This window comes from Rhizobium sullae (genome assembly GCF_025200715.1).
Lineage (GTDB): Bacteria > Pseudomonadota > Alphaproteobacteria > Rhizobiales > Rhizobiaceae > Rhizobium > Rhizobium sullae.
Genome location: NZ_CP104144.1, coordinates 703750 through 726250, shown reverse-complemented (window position 1 = coordinate 726250; position 22501 = coordinate 703750). Strand labels below are relative to the sequence as shown.

25 protein-coding genes and 1 pseudogene are annotated in these 22501 nt (G+C 57.8%); 8 read left to right on the top strand and 18 right to left on the bottom strand.

The window, feature by feature from the left end; all coding sequences use genetic code 11:
* Positions 1-2: 2 nt before the first annotated feature.
* The 4 genes from N2599_RS24190 to N2599_RS24175 all read right to left on the bottom strand — a co-directional run bounded on the left by N2599_RS24190 (position 3) and on the right by N2599_RS24175 (position 4295).
* Positions 3-938 carry a carbohydrate ABC transporter permease gene (locus N2599_RS24190; RefSeq protein ID WP_027511037.1) on the bottom strand — a complete coding sequence of 312 codons (936 nt, stop codon included), beginning with the start codon at positions 936-938 and terminating at the stop codon, positions 3-5.
* A gap of 172 nt (positions 939-1110) precedes the next feature.
* The gene (locus tag N2599_RS24185) at positions 1111-2370 is read right to left on the bottom strand and encodes an ABC transporter substrate-binding protein (protein ID WP_027511038.1); all 1260 of its coding nucleotides are present in this window, start codon (positions 2368-2370) and stop codon (positions 1111-1113) included.
* 39 nt (positions 2371-2409) lie between these two features.
* Positions 2410-3576, bottom strand: coding sequence for a PLP-dependent transferase (locus N2599_RS24180; RefSeq protein WP_027511039.1), 1167 nt, complete (start codon positions 3574-3576; stop codon positions 2410-2412).
* Positions 3573-4295, bottom strand: a complete 723-nt coding sequence (locus N2599_RS24175) for a FadR/GntR family transcriptional regulator (RefSeq protein ID WP_027511040.1) — start codon at positions 4293-4295, stop codon at positions 3573-3575. Before N2599_RS24175 ends, N2599_RS24180 begins: the two co-directional genes overlap by 4 nt.
* Before the next feature lie 782 nt (positions 4296-5077).
* On the opposite strand from N2599_RS24175, the gene N2599_RS24170 reads away from it, so the two are divergent.
* Positions 5078-5686, top strand: coding sequence for a L,D-transpeptidase (locus tag N2599_RS24170; RefSeq protein ID WP_027511041.1), 609 nt, complete (start codon positions 5078-5080; stop codon positions 5684-5686).
* 87 nt (positions 5687-5773) lie between these two features.
* Here N2599_RS24170 and N2599_RS24165 read toward each other — a convergent pair whose 3' ends face one another.
* A complete protein-coding gene (locus tag N2599_RS24165; RefSeq protein ID WP_511459604.1) occupies positions 5774-6328 on the bottom strand; it encodes an Ivy family c-type lysozyme inhibitor in 555 nt (184 codons plus the stop codon).
* A gap of 631 nt (positions 6329-6959) precedes the next feature.
* Between N2599_RS24165 and plsY the strand changes: the two genes are divergently transcribed.
* Positions 6960-7625: a glycerol-3-phosphate 1-O-acyltransferase PlsY gene (gene plsY / locus N2599_RS24155; protein WP_027511044.1), complete on the top strand. Its 666-nt coding sequence runs from the start codon at positions 6960-6962 to the stop codon at positions 7623-7625.
* Positions 7626-7996: 371 nt separating this feature from the next.
* The gene (locus N2599_RS24150; protein WP_245209260.1) at positions 7997-8146 is read left to right on the top strand and encodes a hypothetical protein; all 150 of its coding nucleotides are present in this window, start codon (positions 7997-7999) and stop codon (positions 8144-8146) included.
* An 87-nt stretch (positions 8147-8233) separates the two neighbouring features.
* Here N2599_RS24150 and N2599_RS24145 read toward each other — a convergent pair whose 3' ends face one another.
* The 3 genes from N2599_RS24145 to N2599_RS24135 form a co-directional block, all read right to left on the bottom strand.
* The gene (locus N2599_RS24145) at positions 8234-9205 is read right to left on the bottom strand and encodes a DMT family transporter (protein ID WP_027511045.1); all 972 of its coding nucleotides are present in this window, start codon (positions 9203-9205) and stop codon (positions 8234-8236) included.
* 740 nt (positions 9206-9945) lie between these two features.
* On the bottom strand, positions 9946-10350 hold the full coding sequence (locus N2599_RS24140) for a DUF2199 domain-containing protein (protein ID WP_209444073.1): 405 nt from the start codon (positions 10348-10350) through the stop codon (positions 9946-9948).
* A gap of 116 nt (positions 10351-10466) precedes the next feature.
* Positions 10467-11246 carry a class I SAM-dependent methyltransferase gene (locus N2599_RS24135; protein ID WP_051336626.1) on the bottom strand — a complete coding sequence of 260 codons (780 nt, stop codon included), beginning with the start codon at positions 11244-11246 and terminating at the stop codon, positions 10467-10469.
* A gap of 252 nt (positions 11247-11498) precedes the next feature.
* On the opposite strand from N2599_RS24135, the gene N2599_RS24130 reads away from it, so the two are divergent.
* Both N2599_RS24130 and N2599_RS24125 read left to right on the top strand, forming a co-directional pair.
* Positions 11499-11834, top strand: coding sequence for an antibiotic biosynthesis monooxygenase family protein (locus N2599_RS24130; RefSeq protein ID WP_027511047.1), 336 nt, complete (start codon positions 11499-11501; stop codon positions 11832-11834).
* Between the two features lie 173 nt (positions 11835-12007).
* Entirely contained in the window at positions 12008-12142 is a 135-nt protein-coding gene (locus tag N2599_RS24125) for a hypothetical protein (RefSeq protein ID WP_260308576.1), read from the top strand.
* A 58-nt stretch (positions 12143-12200) separates the two neighbouring features.
* Here the strand turns inward: N2599_RS24125 and N2599_RS24120 are convergent, their stop codons facing one another.
* Positions 12201-13025, bottom strand: coding sequence for a class I SAM-dependent methyltransferase (locus N2599_RS24120; protein ID WP_245209261.1), 825 nt, complete (start codon positions 13023-13025; stop codon positions 12201-12203).
* A gap of 47 nt (positions 13026-13072) precedes the next feature.
* Between N2599_RS24120 and N2599_RS24115 the strand changes: the two genes are divergently transcribed.
* On the top strand, positions 13073-13372 hold the full coding sequence (locus tag N2599_RS24115; protein ID WP_156915296.1) for a hypothetical protein: 300 nt from the start codon (positions 13073-13075) through the stop codon (positions 13370-13372).
* Positions 13373-13677: 305 nt separating this feature from the next.
* A complete protein-coding gene (locus N2599_RS24110; RefSeq protein WP_087003020.1) occupies positions 13678-14496 on the top strand; it encodes an IS5 family transposase in 819 nt (272 codons plus the stop codon).
* On the opposite strand, the gene N2599_RS24105 is transcribed toward N2599_RS24110, so the two are convergent.
* From N2599_RS24105 to N2599_RS24080, 6 genes and pseudogenes are all read right to left on the bottom strand, one after another.
* Positions 14453-15100, bottom strand: coding sequence for a hypothetical protein (locus N2599_RS24105; protein ID WP_156915333.1), 648 nt, complete (start codon positions 15098-15100; stop codon positions 14453-14455). The genes N2599_RS24110 and N2599_RS24105 overlap by 44 nt on opposite strands.
* A gap of 248 nt (positions 15101-15348) precedes the next feature.
* Positions 15349-16575, bottom strand: coding sequence for a hypothetical protein (locus N2599_RS24100; protein ID WP_245209292.1), 1227 nt, complete (start codon positions 16573-16575; stop codon positions 15349-15351).
* A complete protein-coding gene (locus N2599_RS37915) occupies positions 16490-17329 on the bottom strand; it encodes a thermonuclease family protein (protein WP_051336744.1) in 840 nt (279 codons plus the stop codon). Before N2599_RS37915 ends, N2599_RS24100 begins: the two co-directional genes overlap by 86 nt.
* Positions 17330-17524: a hypothetical protein gene (locus tag N2599_RS37910; protein ID WP_156915332.1), complete on the bottom strand. Its 195-nt coding sequence runs from the start codon at positions 17522-17524 to the stop codon at positions 17330-17332.
* A gap of 316 nt (positions 17525-17840) precedes the next feature.
* Positions 17841-18080 (bottom strand): hypothetical protein, encoded by a 240-nt coding sequence (locus N2599_RS24085; protein WP_027512557.1) that lies wholly within the window; start codon positions 18078-18080, stop codon positions 17841-17843.
* 53 nt (positions 18081-18133) lie between these two features.
* Positions 18134-18364, bottom strand: a pseudogene (locus tag N2599_RS24080) (hypothetical protein); the annotation flags it as partial.
* 162 nt (positions 18365-18526) lie between these two features.
* Between N2599_RS24080 and N2599_RS24075 the strand changes: the two are divergent.
* Positions 18527-20071 carry a DHA2 family efflux MFS transporter permease subunit gene (locus N2599_RS24075; protein WP_027512555.1) on the top strand — a complete coding sequence of 515 codons (1545 nt, stop codon included), beginning with the start codon at positions 18527-18529 and terminating at the stop codon, positions 20069-20071.
* Positions 20072-20124: 53 nt separating this feature from the next.
* Here N2599_RS24075 and N2599_RS24070 read toward each other — a convergent pair whose 3' ends face one another.
* The 3 genes from N2599_RS24070 to N2599_RS24060 form a co-directional block, all read right to left on the bottom strand.
* A complete protein-coding gene (locus N2599_RS24070) occupies positions 20125-20433 on the bottom strand; it encodes a hypothetical protein (protein ID WP_027512554.1) in 309 nt (102 codons plus the stop codon).
* A gap of 402 nt (positions 20434-20835) precedes the next feature.
* Positions 20836-21666: an inositol monophosphatase family protein gene (locus tag N2599_RS24065; protein ID WP_027512553.1), complete on the bottom strand. Its 831-nt coding sequence runs from the start codon at positions 21664-21666 to the stop codon at positions 20836-20838.
* Positions 21663-22490: a glycerophosphodiester phosphodiesterase family protein gene (locus N2599_RS24060; RefSeq protein ID WP_027512552.1), complete on the bottom strand. Its 828-nt coding sequence runs from the start codon at positions 22488-22490 to the stop codon at positions 21663-21665. Before N2599_RS24060 ends, N2599_RS24065 begins: the two co-directional genes overlap by 4 nt.
* Positions 22491-22501: the final 11 nt, after the last annotated feature.

Here is a 22501-nt window from a genome sequence, read left to right as displayed (position 1 = left end):
GTTCAGTCCTTGTTCAGCAAAGTCTGCCTAAGCAGGATGATCAGCATGGAATAGGCAAGCAGCAGCGCGAGCAGAACCAGCGCGATCGCCGAGGCATAGCCGAAATCGAGCCGCCTGAAGGCCTGAGTAAAGATGTAGCTGGCGACGATCTGCGTTCGGTCCGCAGGTCCGCCGCCGGTCATGACCACGATGAGGTCGGCGAAGTTCGACACCCAGACGGTGCGCAGCAGCACGGTGATGGCAATCGTTGGCGCAAGGAAGGGAAGCGTGATCGAACGGAAACGCTGGAACCAGCCGGCGCCATCGATGGACGCAGCTTCGTAGAGATCGCGCGGGATTGCCTGAAGTGCGGCAAGCAGCGTGATCGCGAAGAATGGAATGCCCCACCAGACATTGGCGATGATCGGTCCCCACATCGCATATTGCGGATCAGAGAGGATATTGCTGGGCGCGCCCATTAGCCCGAGACCGAAGAGCCAGTGCGGGATCGGCCCGATCACAGGATTAAATAGCCAGGCCCAGTTGAGACCGGCAAGGAAGGATGGGACCGCCCACGGCAGGAAGACCAGCGCCTGAACGATACCCCTGCCCCAGAACGGCTTGTCGAGGAGCAGCGCCAGGATGAGCCCGAAGATGAACTGCAAGATGACGGAAGCCCCGGTCCACCACAGCGTATTCCGAAGCGCGCCGTAGAAGGCTGCATCCGCCGAAAGGGCGCGGAAATGCTCAAGCCCGATGAAACCACCGGAAAATGGGTTCAGAAGCTGGATATCGCGGAAAGCATAGGAAATGCCCACCACAAGTGGCACCAGCATGACCGCGATGATGAGGATCAGCGACGGCGCGCTGTAGAGATAAGGTTCCGAGGCATCCGCAAGACGCTGAAGCCACGGCCTGCGGTCGGGGCGCATGTCGCGCGTGTCGGCGGTCATAGTCATCGGGTTGCGGCTCTCATCATGTTACGCGAAAGTCTTGTCCGGCGGCCAGCCCCCTCATCCGCCTGCCGGCACCCTCTCTCCGATGGCGCGACCTCTCGGGTCCCTTCTCCCCACTGTAGAGAAGGTGGCCCGAAGGGTGGGATGAGAGGCTCCAGCCTCAAAGCCAGCCGTTTTACTTCTTGGCCAGGAACTTCTGCTGTGCCTTGGTCAGGTAATCGGCCCACTGATCGGCCAGTTCCTTCGGTGTGATGTCGCCGAGAAGTGCCTGCTGCGAGGTCTTGATCGCCAGCGAATCCTTGAAGAAGGCGAATTCTTCGAGATAGGTCGGCATGACGGTCGGAACCGTGTTTGGGTCGGCCAGTTCTTCGAACCAGCCCTTGAACTGGTCGCCCGCATAGAAGGGATCCTTCTCGGCGGCCGTGTAGGCCGGCAGGGCGCCGATCTTCTTGTTCCACTCAATGTTGCCTTCCGGACCTTCGAGCGTTGCAATCAGCTTCCAGGAAAGATCCTTGTTCTGGCTCGTCGTGAACATCGACCAGCCCGCATAGCCGATCGTCGGGAACGATTTGCCGTCCGGGCCTTTCGGCAGCGGGATGACGCCGAAGTCCTCCTTCTTCATGCGCTCGGCAATCGCGATCAAGGCATCCGGATCCTGGTCGAGGAAAGCGCAGGTGCCGGAGTAAAAGCCGGCAACGACCTCGTTGAAGCCCCAGTTCACGCTGTCCTTCGGCGCATAGCCCTTCTTGTAGAGGTCGACCATCCACTCGATGCCTTTTGCCCAGCCGGGGCTGTTCATGGTCGAGGTGCCGTCTTCGTTGAAATACTTGTTGTCGCCTGCCATGGAGGCGGCGAAGATCATCCAGCCGTTGAGGCCGCCCGGGCCGCCGCGCATGCAGTAGCCGTATTTGCCGGAGATCTTGGAGACCGCTTCGGAGGCCTTGGTGAATTCGTCCATCGTCTTCGGCGGTTCGGCGACACCTGCATCCTGCAGCAGCTTCTTGTTGTAGAACATGGCGCGCAGGTAGAAGCCGTACGGCAGCATATAGGCCGTGTCCTTGACATCGCGGCCGAGTTCGAGCGCGCGCGGCGTCAGTTCCTTGGTGTGCTCCCACTTTTCGAGATAGGGCTCAAGGCTTTCGAGCATGCCATTGTTGCCATAAAGCGAAAGCCAGGTGTCGGGCATTTCCATCACATCGGGCGTATCGCCCGCCGATACCATGGTCGCGAACTTCTGGAAGGCTTCGTTCCAGGGCAGCGAGATGATCTCGACCTTGGTGCCCGGGTTTTCGGCTTCGAACTTGCCGACGATCGATTTCAGCGTCTCGGTGCGCTCCGGACTGGTGATGACTTCGACGAGCTTCAGCGTCGTATCGGCAAGGGCCGTGCCTGCCATCATCGTGGCGAAGAGCGTTGCGGTTATCAGTCTTTTCATGCTCAGTTCCCCCTTTTTGGTGTTCTCTCAGGTTGAAGATTATGAAGCGGCAGCAATCGCCGCTTCGATATCTCTCCACAGCGCCTCGGTTCCTTCGAGGCCGACATGGAGGCGTACGGACCGCGGATGAATGCCAAAGGCATGCGCGGAATTCGGCTGCGCTTTCTGCTGAAGCACGACCTCGCCTGGTACGATCAGGCTTTCATGTCCACCCCAGCTCACTCCCAGTTTGAAGAGCTTGAGGTGATCGGCGAAGGCGCGGATATCGACGCCATCGCGGAATATGAACGAAAAGAGGCCCGACGTGCCGTTGAGGCCTACAGGCAGGCGGTTGGTAAGGCCGGGATGGCAGACCTGCTCGACCACATCGAGCGCCTGCAGGCGCTGGGCGATCGTCATCGCCGCAGCCTCGTGGGCCTTCATGCGAAGCGGCAGGGTACGGAGACCGCGGATCAGGAGCCAGGCATCGAAGGGCGAAAGCTTGCCGCCGAGATAAGGATAGGCCTCGGCCTTGATGTGCGCGATCATTTCCTTGGAGCCTGCAACGACGCCGGCGACGACATCGCTGTGGCCGCCGAGATATTTCGAGGCCGAGTGAATGACGAGATCGACACCCAAGGTCAGCGGCTGCTGGAAGAAAGGGCTAGCCCAGCTATTGTCTATCATCGTGACGACGCCCTGCCCCCTGGCAAGTGCCGCAAGCGCGCCGACGTCATGGGCTTCCATAATCCAGCTCGTCGGGCTTTCCATGTAAAAAACCTTGGCGCCGGGCAGCGCCTTGGCGATTGCCTCCTCGTCGCGTCCATCGACATAGGTCACTTCAACCTTCATGCGCTTCAGGATCGTGCCGAATAGACGGAAAGCATCGGGATAGACATGCTTGACTGCCACGATCCGGTCGCCAGGCTCGACGAAGCTTAAAACTGCAGACGAGATCGCCGACATGCCGCTTGCAAAGCCGACCGCGTCTTCCGCGCCTTCGAGCTTTGCCAGCATTTCCTCGAACATACGCACCGTCGGGTTGAGCCCGCGCGTATAGATCGGTCGCACCTTCTCGCCGCGATAGGAGGCGATCATGTCGTCGTAATCGGTAAAGGTGAAAAGCGATGTCTGAAAAATCGGCGGAACGACCGCGTCGGCAAAGTTGCCCTCATCGTGCGCGGTGATCAGCGAAGCAAGATCGAACGGTTGCAAGCCGCTGCTCATTTGGACATTTCCTTGATGTCTTCCTCGACGACCTCGAGAATTTTCAATGTTTCTTCGCGAGCAGCCTCCGCGTCCTGAGCGCCGATCGCGTTGAAAAGCGTGCGGTGGAACGGAAAGGACCGGCGCGCGAAGTCTTCTCGGTCGAACGGGTGGGTCCAGAAGCGCTCGAAGGCCTCACGCATCTGTTCAAGAAGCTGACCGAACAGCGGATTGTGAGTTGCGTCGTAAACCGCCATGTGAAAGGCGAGGTCTTCGGGACCGGATGTGCCCTTCGCATGGTGCACTCGTTCCATCTCACCGAGCTTCTCCTCGATGATCACGAGATCTCTGGCTGTTCTGCGCCGCGCGGCCACCATGCCCGCCTCGCATTCGATGCCGCGGCGAACCTCCAGCGTCTGCAAAAGCACGTCGCGAAGATGCGCAGTGTCGAGCGACAGCGGCATGTGGATGGTCGCCTTGGAAACCGGCTTCAGCAGATAGGTGCCGCTTCCCTTGCGCGTCTCGATGACTCCAAGTGCCTGAAAGTGCCGGATCGCCTCGCGAATGGTCGAACGGCCGACGGCAAGGGCTGCCATGAGTTCGCGTTCGGCAGGCAGCCTGTCACCTGTCTTAAGCTTTGCGGCATCGACGTAGTGAGCCAACGCTTCGGTGACCTGACGGGCGCGATCCATTACCGGAAGCGGCCGGATCAAGGGATTATCGCTGACATTTGCCTTCATGGTTCCCCGTTGTCTTCCCAAGCAGACGTAAAATTGGTCTGACATCTTAGCATTTCTCAAAGACTGCGACCCGTCAAGATGCCAAGACAATTGTTAGCGACACACTTCACAATCTTCCGCGAGGGACGTTGGTTGGCGCCAATGTTCCATTAGCTTCGTCCAGTCGGGCTGTTTGGCCCCGAAAACGAAGCATGAAGCCGCATTTCCAGCTGCGGATCATTTTAGATCCTCCCAGCTAGTGGTACCGCTTTAAGCGCGTCCAGCAAGGGTCGGCCTCGGTTACACGCCGAAGGTCTGGTGATGGTCACACCGAACAAGGATTTTTTGCCAAAACTCTTTCAACGAGAGAGATGCAATCCTGGTACGAGTTCGCGTTTCTGCTCTTGTCTCAGTCGCTCATGTGTCGACGCACTATCGGCAACACGGGGAATCTTGAGGACTTTCATGCGAGTTGGGAGCTTCGGCGGGAGGCTCATTCTTCCCCTGCTGAAAATCCGGAATATTACTGCCAGATGATTGAAGCGCTTTATGTGGAGATATCTTCGTGAGTGGTTGGTTGAAGAGATGTATGTCACATGAATATCCCAGTGAACGGTCGCGGCAGCCGATAACCGTCATGATGGCATTGACAGATGCCAGATTGCGATTTCGGCAACAGTGAAGTGAGGGAGGCGGTCGGATTACGGGCGACAACATCGCTCGACGTCCTTGAGACCCAGCGGTCATAGTGCCGCCATAGAGTTCGGCCCAATCATTCTTGTTTAACAAGCGGACGGCGAAAAATGAGATTGCTGGCTCTTCTTGCTGTGGCCATTTTGCTAACGGTGTTTCAAGCCCAAGCCCAAGTTTATGGACCATACGATGGATATGACGAATACGGGGACTACGGCTATGAAGACCCGTACAGTCCTTATCCGCCACCGCTCGATTACGAGCCAATGCCTCGCTATCAGGAACCCTTGCGTGAGCGCAGACCGTCGACACGAAGCGCGAGGGGAACCATCGTAATCGCGACACATGAGCATACGCTTATTTACACGACACCTTGGGGCGAGCAGTATGCTTACCCCATCGCCGTCGGCCGCGAAGGCAAGCAATGGTACGGATCAACTCGGGTGGTGTCGAAGCGAGAGCATCCCGAATGGCGTCCGACGGCGAGTATGCGGCAGAAGAACCCAAGGCTTCCGGCCGTCGTGAAGTCTGGCCCCGCCAACCCGCTTGGAACCCGGGCGATCTACCTTGCCGACGGGCTACTACGCATACACGGGACAAACGACCCCTCCTCCATAGGCACCAACGCGTCAAGCGGTTGCTTTCGGATGTACCGCGAGGACGTCGAGGAGCTTTACGAGATGGTCCAGCCGGGAACGCGGGTCATCGTTCAGCGATGACAGAGGAATCTGATTGCTAGGCGACTGCTGCTGCGGCCACGGAGACTCCGTGGAACCGCAGGCAGCTCGGTCGGTGGAATTGTCGCATTATTTCCATTTCGCTGCCCACTGGCGAAGTTCCACCTTCGCCTTTTCAGGCCATATCTTCACAGCCGGGTTCACCTTGATCTTCTGACCAGACGGCTTCCAAGCGAGGTAGACGGTCCTCGAAGCAAGGTCGGCGACAACTACGGCCTCTTGATCCGAGCACATATGCCGCGAACAAGCTGTGCCGACGAAAAGGTCACCCTTGAACTCACCAGACCCCACACCAAGGAGGATATCATTGATCAGCGCTTTGTCGGCTCCGGCGAGACGGTTAATCTCTGCGGCCACCTCCGCATAATCCAGCAACCCTCCCGGATGCGCCACCGAGCGCTCCCTGAGCTGGTCCCAGCCCTTGGAAGTATCAGTGACGAAGGCCTCGCCTTGGAGTTCCTTGAAACCGGCACTGGCGGTCCACTCCCACTTTCGCCCCGGCTCGTTCGGCGTTGCCGGGGTGGAGAGAGTGAGTTTGCCATCCGATGGTTTGACAGTCACTGGAAGGCAACTATCGAGCGGACCGTCGATCCGAGGCGTTTGCCCTTTCGGAAAAGAGACCACGAAAGGTGCAGCCTCACACGCATTGCCGCCCGCTGAAGAGGTTCGTGATCGGCTTCAACCTCGCCGTCAATGACATTCGCGCCGATGGCCACCTAGATGACGATACCTCGTTCGACGTCGTAATCCGGCACATCGATTATCTCATCAATCGCTTAGGAGAAGACAAGGTCGCCCTTGGGATTTTGACGGTGCCGTCGTTCCCCATCAGGTCAAGGATGCGAGCGGCTTGCCACATCTCTTCGAGGCTATGCGCAAAGGTGGGTTTGACGAGCTGACCCTGCGGAAATTCGCTTATGACAATTGGCTTCGTGTGTTCGTCCTGACATGGAAGGACAGTCCAACCGGCAGCTCGCGTCGTTCGTTATATTGATGCTTTTGCGACATAAGAGTCTCATCCAGATTGTCGCTGCGCAGTCCGATTCGCGCACCAATGCTGCCCCCTGCTCTGGTGGCCTTTATATTTTTGTGTTGCTCATGGATTTCCCAGGCCTCGGCAAGCTGCCAATCGGTAACGAACTCGGTGCGCTTATCGCCGCCATGGAGGGGCATCGATGCTTGACTTTGCCCCACAGCCAAGTGCGTCTGGCTGGAACGAAAAGACGACGATAACCTTCGAGGAAAGTTGGGTTCGATGGTGTTTTGGATAGGAAGTACCTTTGGATTGCTGATTGCTTATCTTCTCGGTTCTGCGCCGACTGGTTACCTCGCAGGAAAACTGCTTCGAGGTATCGATATCCGAGAGCACGGCTCCAAATCCACCGGAGCGACGAACGTGCTGCGTACCCTCGGCAAATGGCCTGCGCTGTTCGTGCTTCTTGTCGATGTGTTGAAAGGCGCGGCCGCGATAGTCTTTGCTCGCTGGTATTACCCTTTGTTATCTACACAACCGTCCATCGCGTCGCCCACAGATATCCGGACCTTGGTGCCATCGACGGTTTGCCTATCGGGATTGGCGGTGTTGCTAGGGCACGGTCGTTCGGTCTGGCTGAAGTTCACAGGTGGGAGATCTGCAGCCACAGGCCTCGGCGTTTTGCTGGCGATATCGCTGCCGGTAGGATTAGGCGCAGTGGCGGTTTGGGATGTCGTGCTGGCCATCTTTCGCATCGTGTCCCTTAGCTCGATACTCGCTGCCTCCACAGCGATCGTACTCGTCTTCAGCTTCGAGCACCCAATGCCCTATCGGTTGCTAGTGGTCGCAGGTGGCCTGTACGTGATCGTGCGTCGTCGCGCCAATATTCAGCGGCTTCTGGCTGGGGCAGAGCCACGGCTAGGGCAAACCGCCCCAGAGCGAAGGTGAGCCAGTTTGTGGGCAAGTACCCGCTTGGGCGCCGACAAAGGACGAACAATTTTTTCCGGATCGCGCCACCGGACATCGGAGCTTCATGCAAGTTGCATCCACGTCTGAAAAAATCTACTGAAAGAAATGCTTCAAGGAATTTTGTTCGGTATCGTTATGACGACCATTCTGGACCCCCCCCGGGGTGGATGAGGTTCGGCTTAGAGCGGAACGAGCGGCGGATGCTGATGTACTCCCAGCTTGCAAAGGAATGGGGATTGCTCTTCCGTGGTTCGGCCAATCGACCTCCGCTTCGTTGGCTCTAATCAGCGATATCAGAACTCTCCGAAGCGGCTGCTGAACTTGGCTTCATCGTAATCCAGTCCGTCCGAATGCCAGACGGCAAAGTTGCTATCGACCTATCGCTGCAATCGGACGCCCGATCTTCTTCAATTGACAGCCTGACTTTGACCGCGCTGAAAATCGAAAAGCGTTTCAACCTGCGGTACGAAGGATGGGGGACAGTCGCCACGAAGTGCTGACTTCCTGCTGCTTCTAGCCGGAATCGGACAGCGCCAGTGGGCAGCAATGCGCCAGAAGCGGTCACTAGGAAGCCATTGCGTTCGTCCTCAGGCTTTGGTCGCCTCCGCTCTGGTCGTTGGCTTCAGCAGGATGATGAGAAGCAAGCCGGCGACTATGAGTGCCGCGCCTTCGAGATGATAACGTTGCAACTGTTCGCCGAGGAACAGGTAGGCGAGCACGGCGATAAAGATCGTCTGGATGTAAAGCAGCACGCCCGCCCGCGCCGCTCCCAGGGCCTCGATGCTGCGATTGAAGAGATAATACATAACCGCGCCGCCCGGGATCGCGACATAGCCGAGCGCGATAAGGCCGCTGGCATTCAGCGTCGAGCGCTCGTCGGAGAGAAGCTCAAACAGGTAGAAGGGCAGGGCCGTCAGGACCGCCGCACCGAGGAGGAGTACCAGGAGCGCAAGGCGATTCACATCGAATTTCGCCCGGCGGAGCAGGACGGTATAGAGGCTGAAACAGAACGCGCCAGCGACGATCCACAGCTCTCCGGGATTGAGGTCGAGACGCAAGAGCGCAGCCGGGCTGCCCTTGACGATAATGACCACGATCCCGAGAAAGGCGAGGATCGATCCGATCACCTGCCAGCGTCCCATCGGCTCAGCCAGAATGAAACGGGCAAGAATCATGGTGATGATCGGGATCAGGGCGATGATGATGCCGGCGGTAGTGGCATCGGCATGTTCGAGGCCGACAAAAATCAGGCCCTGGCATATCGCAAGCCCCATACCGCCGATGGCGAGCAACTCGAGGCCGCGAGCCCGCACGAGCGCGACCATGGCGCCGAAATGCTGGTACACGATCGGCATCAGGATCGCCCAGGCGATCAGCACGCGCCAGAAGCAAAGCGCCCAGGGCGGCATCTCCGAAGAGACCCATTTCGCGGCGATATAGACGCCGGCCGACAGCAGCCAGCAGAAAACCCCCACGGAATAGGCGGCTGCAAGCGAACCGCCCGCCGCCTGTTCCGTCCCGACCGTGTCGCGATGGACCGCCAAGACATGTATCGCCATGGCCCAGTTATGCCACAGTTCCTGTGCGCTGCACAGATGAAGGCGGCGGCACTTCGCCTATTGCGCGAGGACGACCTCCAGCGTCGGCGGGCCAGCTACGATTAAAACGCAGCATTTCGCGATGACTAGCCGCTGGCTGCTTGGGACCGATCGCCGACGAGCCTCGGCCGCTTTTGCGCCAATTGCGGTCATAGGGGCACTCTACACCCTCTGATCTCGGGGCCAGTGCAGCGGGATGGTCCGATTTTCCGTGACATCAACAGCCAGGGCCGCATTCGCCTCAACAAATCTCTGGGCTTCGTTCAGCGTGGTTGGATACGGCACTCCAAGTCTGTAGTACGGAAAGCCTTTCAAAATAAGGAAACTTGCGACCGCCCAACCCTTCATATCGTTTGCACAGGGCGGCTTGAAGTCTGAACCCGTCCGGTAGGTACGCCCGAGCAGCGTGGGCAAACCTTCTGTGTGCAATCGGCAGGTCGCTTGAACACTCGTTGGCAATCGAGGCAGGCGAATTTCGTAAGTGAGCGGGTCATTTGGTCACGCATTCAACGACATAACATGTGCGCCGAAGACTGCTGCAATTAACGCTGTTTGGCAAGCAAGGGGATCACTGCTTCGGGCCGACTGCGGCCGGTACGATGTTCAGCACACAGGCGTGATAAGCTTCAAAATCTCATGGTATCGGGTGTCGCTAATGCCTCTTCGCTGCTCTTCCGCGAACCGGCTTGGATCATCAGATTTTAGGTGAAGCGTAGGGCGTTCAGATGGCCCTCTAAAATGAATCTCGACGGCCGCGCCAAATGACTCTGGTAAGCGTCAAGTGCGTTCGCCAGCGAACCCTCATAGGCGGCTTCAGTTGACCCGTCAGCTTCGTAAAGCTCAAGATATCTCTTGAAGGTGGGCCATTCGACCTCGGCCCAGAGACCCCAGCCGAACTCGCTCGGTCGATCTCTAAACGGCGCGTACAGGATGCATCGCATAAAATACCGTTCGCCAAATTGGCAGAGATCACGGTCGAACTTTGCCTTTTCGGACCGCTCGTCCTCGGGAATACTCCAAACAACATCGGGCAGTTTGAACGCCCAGTCCGTTGTTAGCCCGTCATGTTGGGTGCCGCATATCGCACATATGAAAGATTCGTCCATGATTTCCCATAAAAGACGCTGTAGATCGGGCTTTAATAGAGTCTCTGGCAAAACAGTCGAGAATTCAAAGAAAGTGGAAAGGGAGCCAGACGCAAAGCGATGGCCGCTTAGGGCCGTTAGCCCGTGACCTGTCCCGCCGCGAGAAAGGCCTGATCCCAGACGATCGTGCCGCCGACAGCGCGATGTTCATCCTCGATCCGTTGTGCCAGAGTATCGGGTTGAACCTCTTCCGCCGAGGCAACACTATGTTCGATTAAGCGTGGCAGCATGATCCGCATGAGGGTCGGGAGGAAGGAAGGTTCACCGGGCTGGATCAGAACGCCTTCGTTGCGTGCCTGAGCGATCGAAAGCCCCTGTGAGCGCATCTGTTCAACGAGGCGCAGACCAAGTGTCACATCGCCGCCCTCGGCTGCAACTGTGTCCCACATCCAATCGTAAAGACGTTGATGCAGAGGAAGGGCTGCAAGACCGAAGGGAAGATTGGCGCGCGCGTGTTCCTGAAAGGCCAGTGTCGCCCCAGGCTTCGCAAGTCCGACCAGCCGAGCGAGCGTGGCGGAAGCGTCTGGGAGATACATCAGAACACGGCGTCCGACGATCACATCGAAGCGACCGAGATCGTACAGATCAGCCGCCAGATCGACCGCGCGATAAGTGATCCGCGCCGCATCCGGTTCACCGCCTGCGGCACGTGCCAATGCCAGCGCCGCTTCGCTACTGTCAACTGCAACAACCTCGCCCTGCGGCCCGGCCAGCCTCGCGACGAACCGGCTAAGGTCACCGTTCCCACAGCCGATATCGAGAACGCGCGATCCCGTTCTGATGCCAACGCTCTCAAAAAATCGAGGGCTTGCTGAATTGGCCGGATTGGCCGGCGCTACACTGACTGATTGTAACATTGTTACATCGTAAGGGAGGAGTGCTCTTCCGACAAGGGGTACTGGCAGCCAATCCGCAGGATCGTCTCATGACCCACCAAGGGTCATCGTACAGTGCACAAGGCTTCTGAGTTAACGATTAACTTAGTCTCCTTGGGGCCGACTGCAGACGAACCTGCGGCTTCGCGCCAAAAGCAGACTCAGCGGTCCCGACGAAATGGATGTAGAATGGATTGCGCAAGTAGCTTCTGCCTCGAAAACAGAGGAAATCACATGCAGATAGCCGCCCTACCAGAACCACCATACTATATGGTTAGCTTCACCTCGCAGCGAACAAACGTAGACGATGGATATGGCGATATTGGTTACGCAATGACCAAACTTGCTAGTCAACAACCGGGGTATCTTGGCTTCGAAAGCGCTCGCGGCGCAGATGGCTTCGGAATACTGGTCTCGTTCTGGAAGGACGAAGACAGTATCCGCGCATGGAAGGCCGTCGTCGACCATGTTGAAGCACAACGAAGAGGCCGCAGAGACTGGTACTCGAAATACGAAATTCGCGTCGCTCTTGTTCAGCGAGCCTACGGGTTTGACAGCGGAAGCCAATAGATCGACCGCCGTTCTTGAACGGCGTATCTCGGGACGATGCAAGGGCTGCCAACCTCACCGCAACGCCAACGCTGGAGACCGCCGAAAAATACCCAATTCTCTACGTCGCCCGGAGCGGCATAGTTGCACTTCTGCGGAAATTTCACCCGGCATTGACAGTTGAGCAATCCTGGATGCCGAAAATCCGCGCCCTATGCGCCGAAGTGGAGCAGCAGGGAAAGGCCGTTGTTCGTTTGGCAAGCGTGGAGGAGATCGACGCCTTCGCCCTCAGCCAAGCCGCCGCTAAAGCCGATAAACATATCGCTTAAATTCGACGGCCGAAAGCTGTGAGTTAATCGGATATATCTGCGTGTGATCACCACCTTGTTACCGGATCGCTGCTCCAGCGCGCGCGGTTACGATCCAGATGGAAGCTGAGAGCTGCACCCTGGAGGGGTCGCCCAAAGCAGCCAGCGCGTTACGCAGCCGAGGCTCGGCTGTCGCTCGCAGGACGGGGTTCTCGCGAATGAGCTTTCCGAGCGGTCCGACGTTCAGAAGTACCCAAGTCGTTGCGTCGAGATCGCCGCTCGATACCTTTTCGTCGTGCGATTGGATAACGATCTCGCGAAACCCAGCCGCCTCAAGCGTGCGGCGTATGTACTCGGGATCAGCAAAACTGAAGGGACTTTCGTCGACGGTGGCCTGAATTCCCGCTGCGGTGAGAGGAAGGTGATCCAACTCGTTGTCTCGAAGCGAACGCCAGCAACTAAAAGCCAGCGCACCTGACGGCTTCAGAATTCGACGGAAGTTGGCGAAGGCCGCGACGGGATCGCTAAAGGACATCACACCAAATCGCGAGAACACCGCATCCACACACTCAAACGGCAAATCCAGAAACTGAGCATCTGCCCGGATCAACCTCACCTGGCCGAGCGGCTCGGTCCTCTGCTTGGCGATTTCAAGGAGCAACGGGGACACGTCCACCCCGATCACCTGCCCTTCAGCTCCGACCCGCTCGGCGAGTTGGAGAAGTGTCTGCCCAGTTCCGCAACCTACATCGAGAACAACGTCTCGCAAATCCAAACCCAGGGCCTCGATGGGCTTTAATCCCAAGGGCGATAGCTGAAGATCAATCAGCTCATACGCCTCGGCCCATGCTTTCGCGTGGAGAAAACCTGGAGACGAGACGTTGGCTGGATCTTGGGTACGCATAGGACAGCTATAACAAGCGCCACGGGCCACGTCCGCACGCACCGGAGATGAGTCTCGCCACCTTTTGGTTGGAGATGCCTGGGTCCGATCACCATTGTAGGTTTCGTGAGGTCCATCTGCCGAACCCTCACCGCAAAAAGGACGATGGCCGCGAATGCCAGGACTGCGAACACCCCAGCCGTGAACTCATCATTGCGTCTGCTTGTCGCGATTTGCCCCAGCGCGATGAGCGAAGTGTAAACGAAAAAGAGCACTATAACGCCGGTGATCACGATGATTTTCCTGAAGCTTCCTTTCAAAACGAGAACGGGCTATTTTTCATCCGGATCGCGGCGATGGGGGAATAACCATACGACATGCGTTCGAGGCCAGCCTTCTCAGTTATCGCCGTAGCCGCTCAGCGCCCTGGGGGTCCAGAATATCGCACGGCTATAGCAAGCCTCGGCAAAAACTCAGTCGCAGTCTGAATGTCGTTCGCGGCTGTTGATGCAATGCCGGTGCTCTGGTTCTTCGGATAGTGCAAATCCGAACCAGGTAACACTCGCCACAACAATCTACTTAGTGTCTGTTCAAGAATGGCTGGCGGTCGTGGGGTTGAGTGAAGGGCGGCAATCAGATTCTTTGTATTTTGCGACAAATACGGAGAGATCGAATGGCCTGGACACCCTTCACCCGGCGTCATCATGACAGAAGCCGCATGCGCTACGCAAGCGATCTGACTGACCGTGAGTGGGGCCTGATCGAACCCTTTATGCCAAGGCAGCCTCGACTGGGCCGCCGACGCAAGACGTCGCTTCGGGCGGTGATGGACGCGATTTTCTATCTGCTGCAGTCAGGCTGCCAATGGGCATTGCTGCCGCATGATTTTCCACCGAAGAGCACGGTCTATCATTATTTCAAGCGGTTCTGCCGGGACGGGACGTGGCGTCGTATCCATGACGCGCTCTACTGCCGGACGCGGCGGCTTGAGGGGCGCGAAGAACAGCCGTCATTTGCCATCATCGATAGCCAATCGGTGAAGACCGGCCCAGATGCCCGTCTCGATATCGGATACGACGCAGGCAAGAAGATCAAGGGCCGCAAGCGGCACATTCTGGTTGATACCCTGGGCATGCTTCTGAAAGCGGAGGTTCATTCGGCAGGTATTCAGGATCGTGATGGAGCAGCACTTGTTTTCGACAGGCTCGTCAACCGCTTTCCATTCATCGAGAAAATTTGCGGCGATGGCGGGTATCAGGGCCCGACAGTCGAAGAGGCCAGTCCGCGATCGATGGAAATCGTCAAACGCAATCAGGCCGGCTTTCAGGTGCTCCCGAAGCGATGGATCGTCGAGCGGACGTTGGCGTGGCTCGGCATAAACCGCCGAATGGCAAAGGATTTCGAGCGCTTCTCTGGCACAAGCCTCGCCTTCATTCAGACCGCTATGATCAAGCTAATGACAAGAAGGCTCGCTCGATATCCGCTTTCTTGAACGGACTCTTAGGCAAGGAAGCCCTGATGTTTCCGATCTGACTGTCCACGAACCATTTGATCGCCCGACCTTGACGGAGACCTGCCGCTGAAGCTGTCTCTCGCGACTTTGCCGACAGCCATGTGCTCCAGATCGCAAGCAGACGAGGCGAGATGGCAACTGCCGCCGTGCAATGTTCCGACGGCTCGTCGCAGACTGTCTCTGGCTCACCGATCACCAATTTCATCCTCGAAACGTGGTCGTATCGGGTTTTGCCGTCGAACGTCGTATGACCCTTGAGAATGTCGATTGCATCTCGGTCGAGGATCGTAAAATAGCTCGGGACATTCTTCAACTGGCCCGGCCGTCGATTGTGGCAAATTGTGACAGCCCATTCCTGGACGACCTGCTCGCAGATTTTGCCGGCATGCATGGTTTCTCCATAAGTGCCGTACGACGAAACGTATAAACGCATCCATTGCACCCTGGGCGGGACGGCGGGGTTAGCCGCCACGTCGATGTGTTTCCTCTCATCGTCGCGGTCCCCTGGGGCAAGCTGAGGCAGGCCAGTTCCCCGCACCGCATTCACCGCTACGAAAGGAAGGTGAATCGTCCGGTCGCCCACAACAAAGTATCCGCTGGTCGACAAGAAATCGACGTCAGGGGGTGCCTCATGTGGATCGCAGGAGGCGAGCAGGACCGTTAAAATAACGCAGTGCCACTTTGATAGCTGCCTCAACGATTTGCATCCCCCTCTTGCGCCCGGAACAGATAATCTTGCAAGCTATGATGACGGCAATTGGCGACCAATCCTGAACGTGGAAGTTCAATGGCCATTTCGCTGCATCCAACCAAAGACCTAGCCGCCACTGACTACAAAGTGCTGAATCCCGTCTCCACCCATTGCAGCTGCTTACCGTCCTTCGACCATGTAGCATCCACGGACATACCGTATGGAATTGATCCAAACGCCCGCCGAACGATGCCTGTTGTTGGGAATTTCGGGCCGTTCTTTCGGATCGAGTAAGAGGCGGAAACGCGCTGCGTACCATCCTGCTCAAGGTAGGGCCGAGCGCTACTGAAGTTGTCCGGGACCCTGAACCCCTGCGCTTCATACCAATCGGTTGCGTAGGACAAATTCGGATAGGAACCCAGCAGTCTGAACATGCAGACATTCGCTTCGTCCGTATTGTCTATCCGATCCCAATCCATTTCCTTGAGGCGATCAAGTGGCAGACCATCCGTTTCCGACGTCTTCAGACAGGAAGCTGGATCAGGAAAATCCATCATGGCGACCTTCTGTGAAGCAGTCAGTGGTCGTTTGAACCTCACCTGAAAGGGAGGCGTTCCGGGTTCTGGCTCGGAAACAAAGGTAGCCCAGAGCAGCTTGCCGCCATGATCGGCGTATCCCGCCAGTTGAAAGGCAAGATACGCCAGGACGGCGTAGGCGGCATAGTTTACAAATTTGAAGCCGCCGTTGCGCTCCCGCCTCCGCCAGCCTTGTAGCCGATCGCCTGCGGATTTTCCGGCGAGAAGCCAGTAGAGATAGCTAGCTGCAGCGGCTGCGAGCAGCACAGCGGCGACCCTTAGAGGGTTCAAAAGAGACAAGCCAGTCGCTGCCAGCCCAGCGATGAACCAGATGGCAAGATACGATGGCCAACCCTTCATCGATCTCCATTCTGTCACCGCCAGAACGATCAGCAACGGAACGGTGCCATAGAAAAGATAGCCCGGCGCACGGAATACCGCTCCCCACCAGAGCGCACCAAGTAACATCATTCCGCCACGGTATGCGACACCGCCCTCAAGGTGGTCCGGGAGAAAAAGGTATGTTGGGATGGCGTTCAGAAATTCGAATAATGCCGCGAAAATGACGATGCATAGGATAGTGACGAACACGGCCCTTAACAGCCGAATTAAGATTGCCATCATTGATGTCCATGGAGATTGCTGCGTTTCGAAGAAGCGTGAAAGGGAAGGCGACGGCCGCTCAGCGGCCGCATCAGAAAATCGATCATGATTGCTGTCCGCACCACGGCCGTGGGGTTCTTGGACAGCGGTCTCCTCGACAAATGAACGGAACGGCGAGGCCTTCGGCAATCAGGATTTGACCCACGTCTCGCCCGTCGACCTTCAAGACACCGCAACTCCGTCCGTAATTGCATGCATCTGTTCCCTCGGTGCCGGTTGGACAAGCACATGCCACCTTCGTGAGTTGAACGTCCGGCGAGCTGACTAGCTCCTTCAGACGCGCTTTTGCGCGATTGCCGAGTTGCCGTTCATGTGTGCATTCAGGACTGAAGGTTTCGGGCGTGTTGAAGCCAACGAGGCGTGTCCCTGCCCGCTCGCCCGCGACATGAACGGTATCGCCGTCGGTCACCGTGAACGATGACCAGACCTGCTCCACCACATTCGGCGACTTGCCAGCCGTGCCAAGAAAGAATTGCTTCGGTCCAGTTTCGAACAGTGAATAAAGAAGGCCGACCATCGCGATGAGTGCCACAATCACTGCATCTCGGGCAAATCTTCTACCCCACCACCTGACCTGTCGCGGCAGGAAGGAAGATTTGCGGTGTCGCGAGCGACGCCGGTATGGGTCCGAGCGGAATGTCGCTATCGCTTCTCGGTGCTGCGTTCCGTCGCGCCCGAGAATTTGATTGAGTTTCAGCAGTTGTTTGTCGCTCAGGCGCGCCCTACCACCGTATCTCTCCAGCCTGTGAAGCACATCCGAGAGAAAGCTCCGCTGCCACGGACTGAGCGTCGCTTCCGCCAGTGCAGCGCGAATATTGGCTTTGAGATGTTCCGTCTCGAAGAGCACGACGCCGCTTGGCTCAGAAGCTGGATGGCTCTGCATCTAGCAAGACGGCTCCACGCGCCGGGTGGACTTTTTATAGTGAACCCATATCGCGGTGACGGAGCCAAGTATGGCGAAGCAATACCCGCCGAACATCAGGCCGAGCACCCATTGTTCCTCGCTATTGCGAAGACCAAACCCGATGGCGATCAGAACAACATGAGCAATAAGAAGTCCAACCGCGATGTAGATCACGAACACAACCCCTGTTAGCAAAATCGTTATACGCAAAACAACCGATGCTTCCAAGATGACGCTGCGCTCAGATAGGAAGCTGGTAAATGCACGGTTACGAAATGAGCGGAGCCGCCAGTTCAGATGTTCGAGGAGCGGCGCCGAAGAACGTTGCCCTCGTCAATTTGCCATCCGTGGCAGCCGTTCCGACCGCCACGCGCACAACCGGCGCAACATCGAAGCCGGATGCTGCATCAAACTTGCCGATCTTTTACAAGCTAGCCCAGCGAGCGCCGGAGGAATCGCGGAAGACCATTTCCATCACCCTAGAGCGGGATCATCGCGATTTAGCCTTTTCGCCGGCATTCCGCTTGAAAGTCCATTTTACGACGTAATCGCCGTTGCGCTTCATTTTGGTCTTCGTCTGCACCCGAACCGCCTCGCCTAATGCCCGCTCGGCGGCTTCGAAAGCTTGGCGAGCCTCGGCAAGTGCCTTATGATAGGTGCTGTTGTCTCGCTTCGGGCTTTCGGCCACCGCCTTGAAAAGGGCAGTCAATTCTGGGTCGTCTTCGGCCATCAATTGGTCCTGCTCCGTCTCGGCCCACGCGCAATCGCTGCTGTAGAAATAGTTTAGCACCAGCAACCAGCTCGGGCAGTTTTCTCTTTGCGGTAAGTACGGTCGAAAGCCTCTGACTGCAACGTCCCAGTCTTCAAGAGATGATACTGCAGGGCGTACGCAACGGAGAGGCCATCGTCGAGGGCGTCATGCCCCTGCAATGGAGGATGCTCGACGCCATAATAGTGGGCAAGCTTGTTGCTGGGTGTCTTTGCTACGCCCTCGATCGGCATCCCCGCGGCAAGCGCTCCCCGCGCTACCAGAACTGCGCTCTTTTGATTGGTGAGATCACAGTCCTTCCGCTATCTTATCCCGAATGCCGGTCTACGCATCGATCGTCGCGATTGCCCATGCGCGCCTCTTGACTGTGCGCATCAAAGCAGATGCTTTCCTGAAAGAATTGCCCTATGCCGCAACGGTTAGAGCCTTCTCATCCCCAAGCGCACCCGGCGGTGGTCTGGCTGGGCTTTATGGCCATGTGCATCGGAATGTTTATGGCGATCCTCGACGTCCAGGTCGTCGCCACGTCGCTTCCGACCATTCAGGCCGCGCTTGGTATCGATCCGGATCAGATGAGCTGGATACAGACCGCATACCTCATTGCCGAGGTTGTGGCCATTCCATTGACCGGCTTCCTGACGCGACTTTTGACGATGCGATGGTTATTTGTCGCTTCCATCGGTCTGTTCGTCATTGCGTCTGCAGGCTGCGCCATCAGCGGCAGCTTTGGAGAGCTGGTTACCTGGCGGATCATTCAGGGCTTTTCCGGTGGAACGCTGATTCCGTCGGTGTTTTCGGCCGTCTTCTTGCTGTTTGCGATTGAACGGCAAGCCCTTGCGACGACGATCGCCGGCGCACTTGCCGTCTTTGCACCTACAGTCGGACCAATTGTCGGAGGTTTTCTGACGGCGACATATTCTTGGCACTGGTTGTTTCTGATCAACATCATTCCCGGCATTGTTTCTGCACTCCTCGCCTGGCGATCCTTGCAGAAGGAAGCGGGCGACGTGTCGGAACTTAGGCGACTTGACGCGCTTTCGCTACTGATGATGGCCACTACCCTCATCTGCCTGGAACTGAGCTTGAAGGAAGCACCGACTGGCGGTTGGACATCGCCCTATGTTTTGCTCCTGCTTGCTTTGTGCCTGGGATCGGCAAGCGTGTTCATATGGCGGTCGCTGCATCGGAATGGGCCGGTCGTCGATCTTCGCAATTTCGGTGATCGAAACTTTCTAACGGGATCGTTGCTCAGCTTCGTTCTTGGCATGGGCCTGTTCGGGTCGGTCTATCTGATGCCGGTGTTCCTTGCCTTCATCCGCGGACATGACGCGCTGGAGATTGGTACCACCATGTTGGTGACAGGGATCGCCCAGCTCATCACCGCACCAATCGCCGTTGCGCTGGAAAAGCGGACCGACCCCCGTCTCCTTTCGGCGCTCGGATTTGCAGTCTTCGCGGTCGGGCTTGCAATGAGCGCGTTCCAGGACCCGCGCTCCGACTACGATGCCATGTTCTGGCCCCAGGTCATCCGGGGCGTTGCCATCATGTTTTGCCTGCTGCCGCCCACGCGGCTGGCCCTCGGCAGTCTGGCGCCAGAGCGCATTCCCGACGCAAGTGGCCTCTTTAACCTAATGCGCAACCTTGGCGGGGCAATCGGCATCGCGCTGATCGATACGATCATCTATATGCGCTCCGGACCGCTCGGACAGAAGCTTTGGGATCGGTTGCAGGCGGGCGATGCCGATGCGGCATCCTTTGTCGGCGTGCCGTTGGCGGCCGTCACCGGTGACACCGGCAGCGCCGATGCGGCCACGATGATGATGCTCGACCCGCTGGTCCAAATAGCCGCGGCCGTCCAGGCAATCAACGAGGCATGGATGACTGTCGCTGCCCTCACGGGCTGCGCGATCATTTGCCTGCCGTTCGCAAGGCGTACTCCCATCTTAGAATGATGCCCGAAGTGACGGTTTAAGTACCGGGGTCAGCGCTGATACTTCACTTCACCTTAATGCAGCACAGTCGGCTGCCCGCGAAGGATGCTCGCAACCGTGTTGAGTAGGTCAGCGAACTGGTCGAGGACGATTCCGAAGTTCTCGTCGTCCATCCGCGCGATACTGGGGATCGTGTCGTAAGTGTGCGCAATAAGGTGGTCGAAACCAGCGCTATTGGCAAACAGGCCGTTGGAAAGGTCGTTATTTCGAACCGCGTGGATTTCGTCCACAATCCGGCGAACAAGAAGCTCGCGATCCTTGATTGAAAGGGTCAATAGTACTTTCCGCGCCTCGCGAATTTCGGTGATGACACCGTGGGACATGAGCCCTCCCCATCTGCGCTTGGCCGCAGCCGCCCTTACTTCCAGTCCGCACCGTAGCAGGTCTTTCGCAACTTGACGTCGGACCTTGGTCTGATCCCCACCGAGGTGGGTGTAGCCTCGAGGCTGCAGAATGAATGGAGGTGGCGATCATGATGAACCACATGATGGACAGCGGAATGATGTGGGGCATGGGGCTCGCGGGCATACTCGGGTTCGTTGTGGGCGCGCTCGTGATCGCGGTGCTCGTCAAATACCTCTTCTTCCGTTGAAGCATGCGTGCAACCCGGATCAGCTTTGGAGGCGCCGGCGCTCGCTAGAGCACCACCTTGACATTTTCATGCAGGAGCCGAGGATACCTCCTCCTCCTCGCCATGGCGGAAGCTCCTCGCCATGGCGGAAGGTTCATTCCTTCGTCAGCGCCTCTCGAATTGCCTCCCAGCTACGCAGGTCCGGCGCCAGCAACAGCCTCCCCTGCGTCATTGCCGGCCGATAAGGGGCACTGCCTAGCAAAGCTGCATAACCGCCCGCTTCGCGGTGGATCAGCACGCCGGCCGCATGGTCCCAGGGCTTCAGGTCCGCATTCAAGGAAAAGCTCATCGCGCCGGTGGAGATCATCCGGTATTCATAAGCCGAGCAGCGCCATGTGGTCGTGCGGCAAAAGCGCAGCTGGCGCGAAGCGAAAGCCGCCTGCTCCTCAGGCATAAACATGTGCAGCGGCACGAATCCATGCATCTCGCTGATAGGTCCTGATGCGGCGACAGCCAGACGGGTCGGCGCGCCGTCGCGAGCGATATGCCAAGCCCCCTTTCCAGGCCGGGCGACAAGAAAATCGCCGGTCAGCGGGTAGTGGATCAGCCCGGCCACCGTTTCACCGCCGGAAACGATGGCGACGATCATACCGAACAGCGGGACGCCATGGGCGAAATTCCAGGTCCCGTCGACAGGGTCGATGATCACGACGAGATCGGTATCCGCCAGGCGCGCAAGCAACGCCGGATTGGCCGAAACCGCCTCTTCGCCGACCAGCAGTGCATCCGGAAAGTGCGCCGAAAACGCCTCGGACAATCGGCGTTCCGCACCGATATCGGCATCGGTTACCAGATCGTCCGGCGTAGTTTTCGTGCGGATGCCATCTGCAGTCACGCCGAGAAACCGGGGCAGGATCTCCGCCTCGCCTGCCCGGCGCATATCCTCCATCAGGACGCAGATCAGAGCATCGGAGATCATGGTCATGCGCTGCGAACTTTCAGGTAAGATTTCAGGGCGGCGGGCTGGTCGGTCTGGATAACGCTGATGCCGGCATCGATCAACCGGCCCCAGATAGAATCCGGATCGGCAAGCGCAGCGCGATCGGTCCACTCGCCGCTGCCTGGCTGGTCGAGCGTGTTGACCCAAAGCGCCATGCCTGCTTTGGCAAAGGCTTCGCGATTGCGTGCGATCGTCTCCAGACTGTCGAAGCGGATCTCGCACATGAAGGGCGAAAGTTCGGCAAGCACAGCAAGTGTATCTTTCGTTCCTTCCGCGGTAAACTGCGCCATGCCCATGAACGGCACACCGTCAATATTCTGGGCACGCACCCATGCGACATCGGCGCTGGTATGGACCTTGGTCTTCAGATCGATATCGTTACTGGCGGCCACTGCGCGCGCGCAGGCCGCAACCTCAGCGAAGAGGCCCCTATCCTTAAGGTCGAGGTCGGCGAAGATGCGGCCGCGGATGACCTCCAGAGCCTGCCTCAGCGTGGGAATGCGCTGATCGGTGGGCGCACGGGTTTCGCCGCCGTCTCCATCACGCAAAGCAATCGACTGAAGTTCAGCCATCGCGAGGCTCTCGGCCACCCGGTCGATGCCGGCCATGCGCTCGAGGGTATCGTCATGCATCAGGAAAAGCTCCCCGTCGGCGCTTTTGCGGACATCGAGTTCCACTATGTCGCAGCCGAGCGCGATGGCCTTTTCAATGGCGGCCAGGCTGTTTTCCGGCGCACCATGCCAAGCACCGCGATGGGCAACGACGGCGCAGGAACGCGCTGGATCGGCGATAAAATCTTTGTAAGTCATGAGGTATTCTT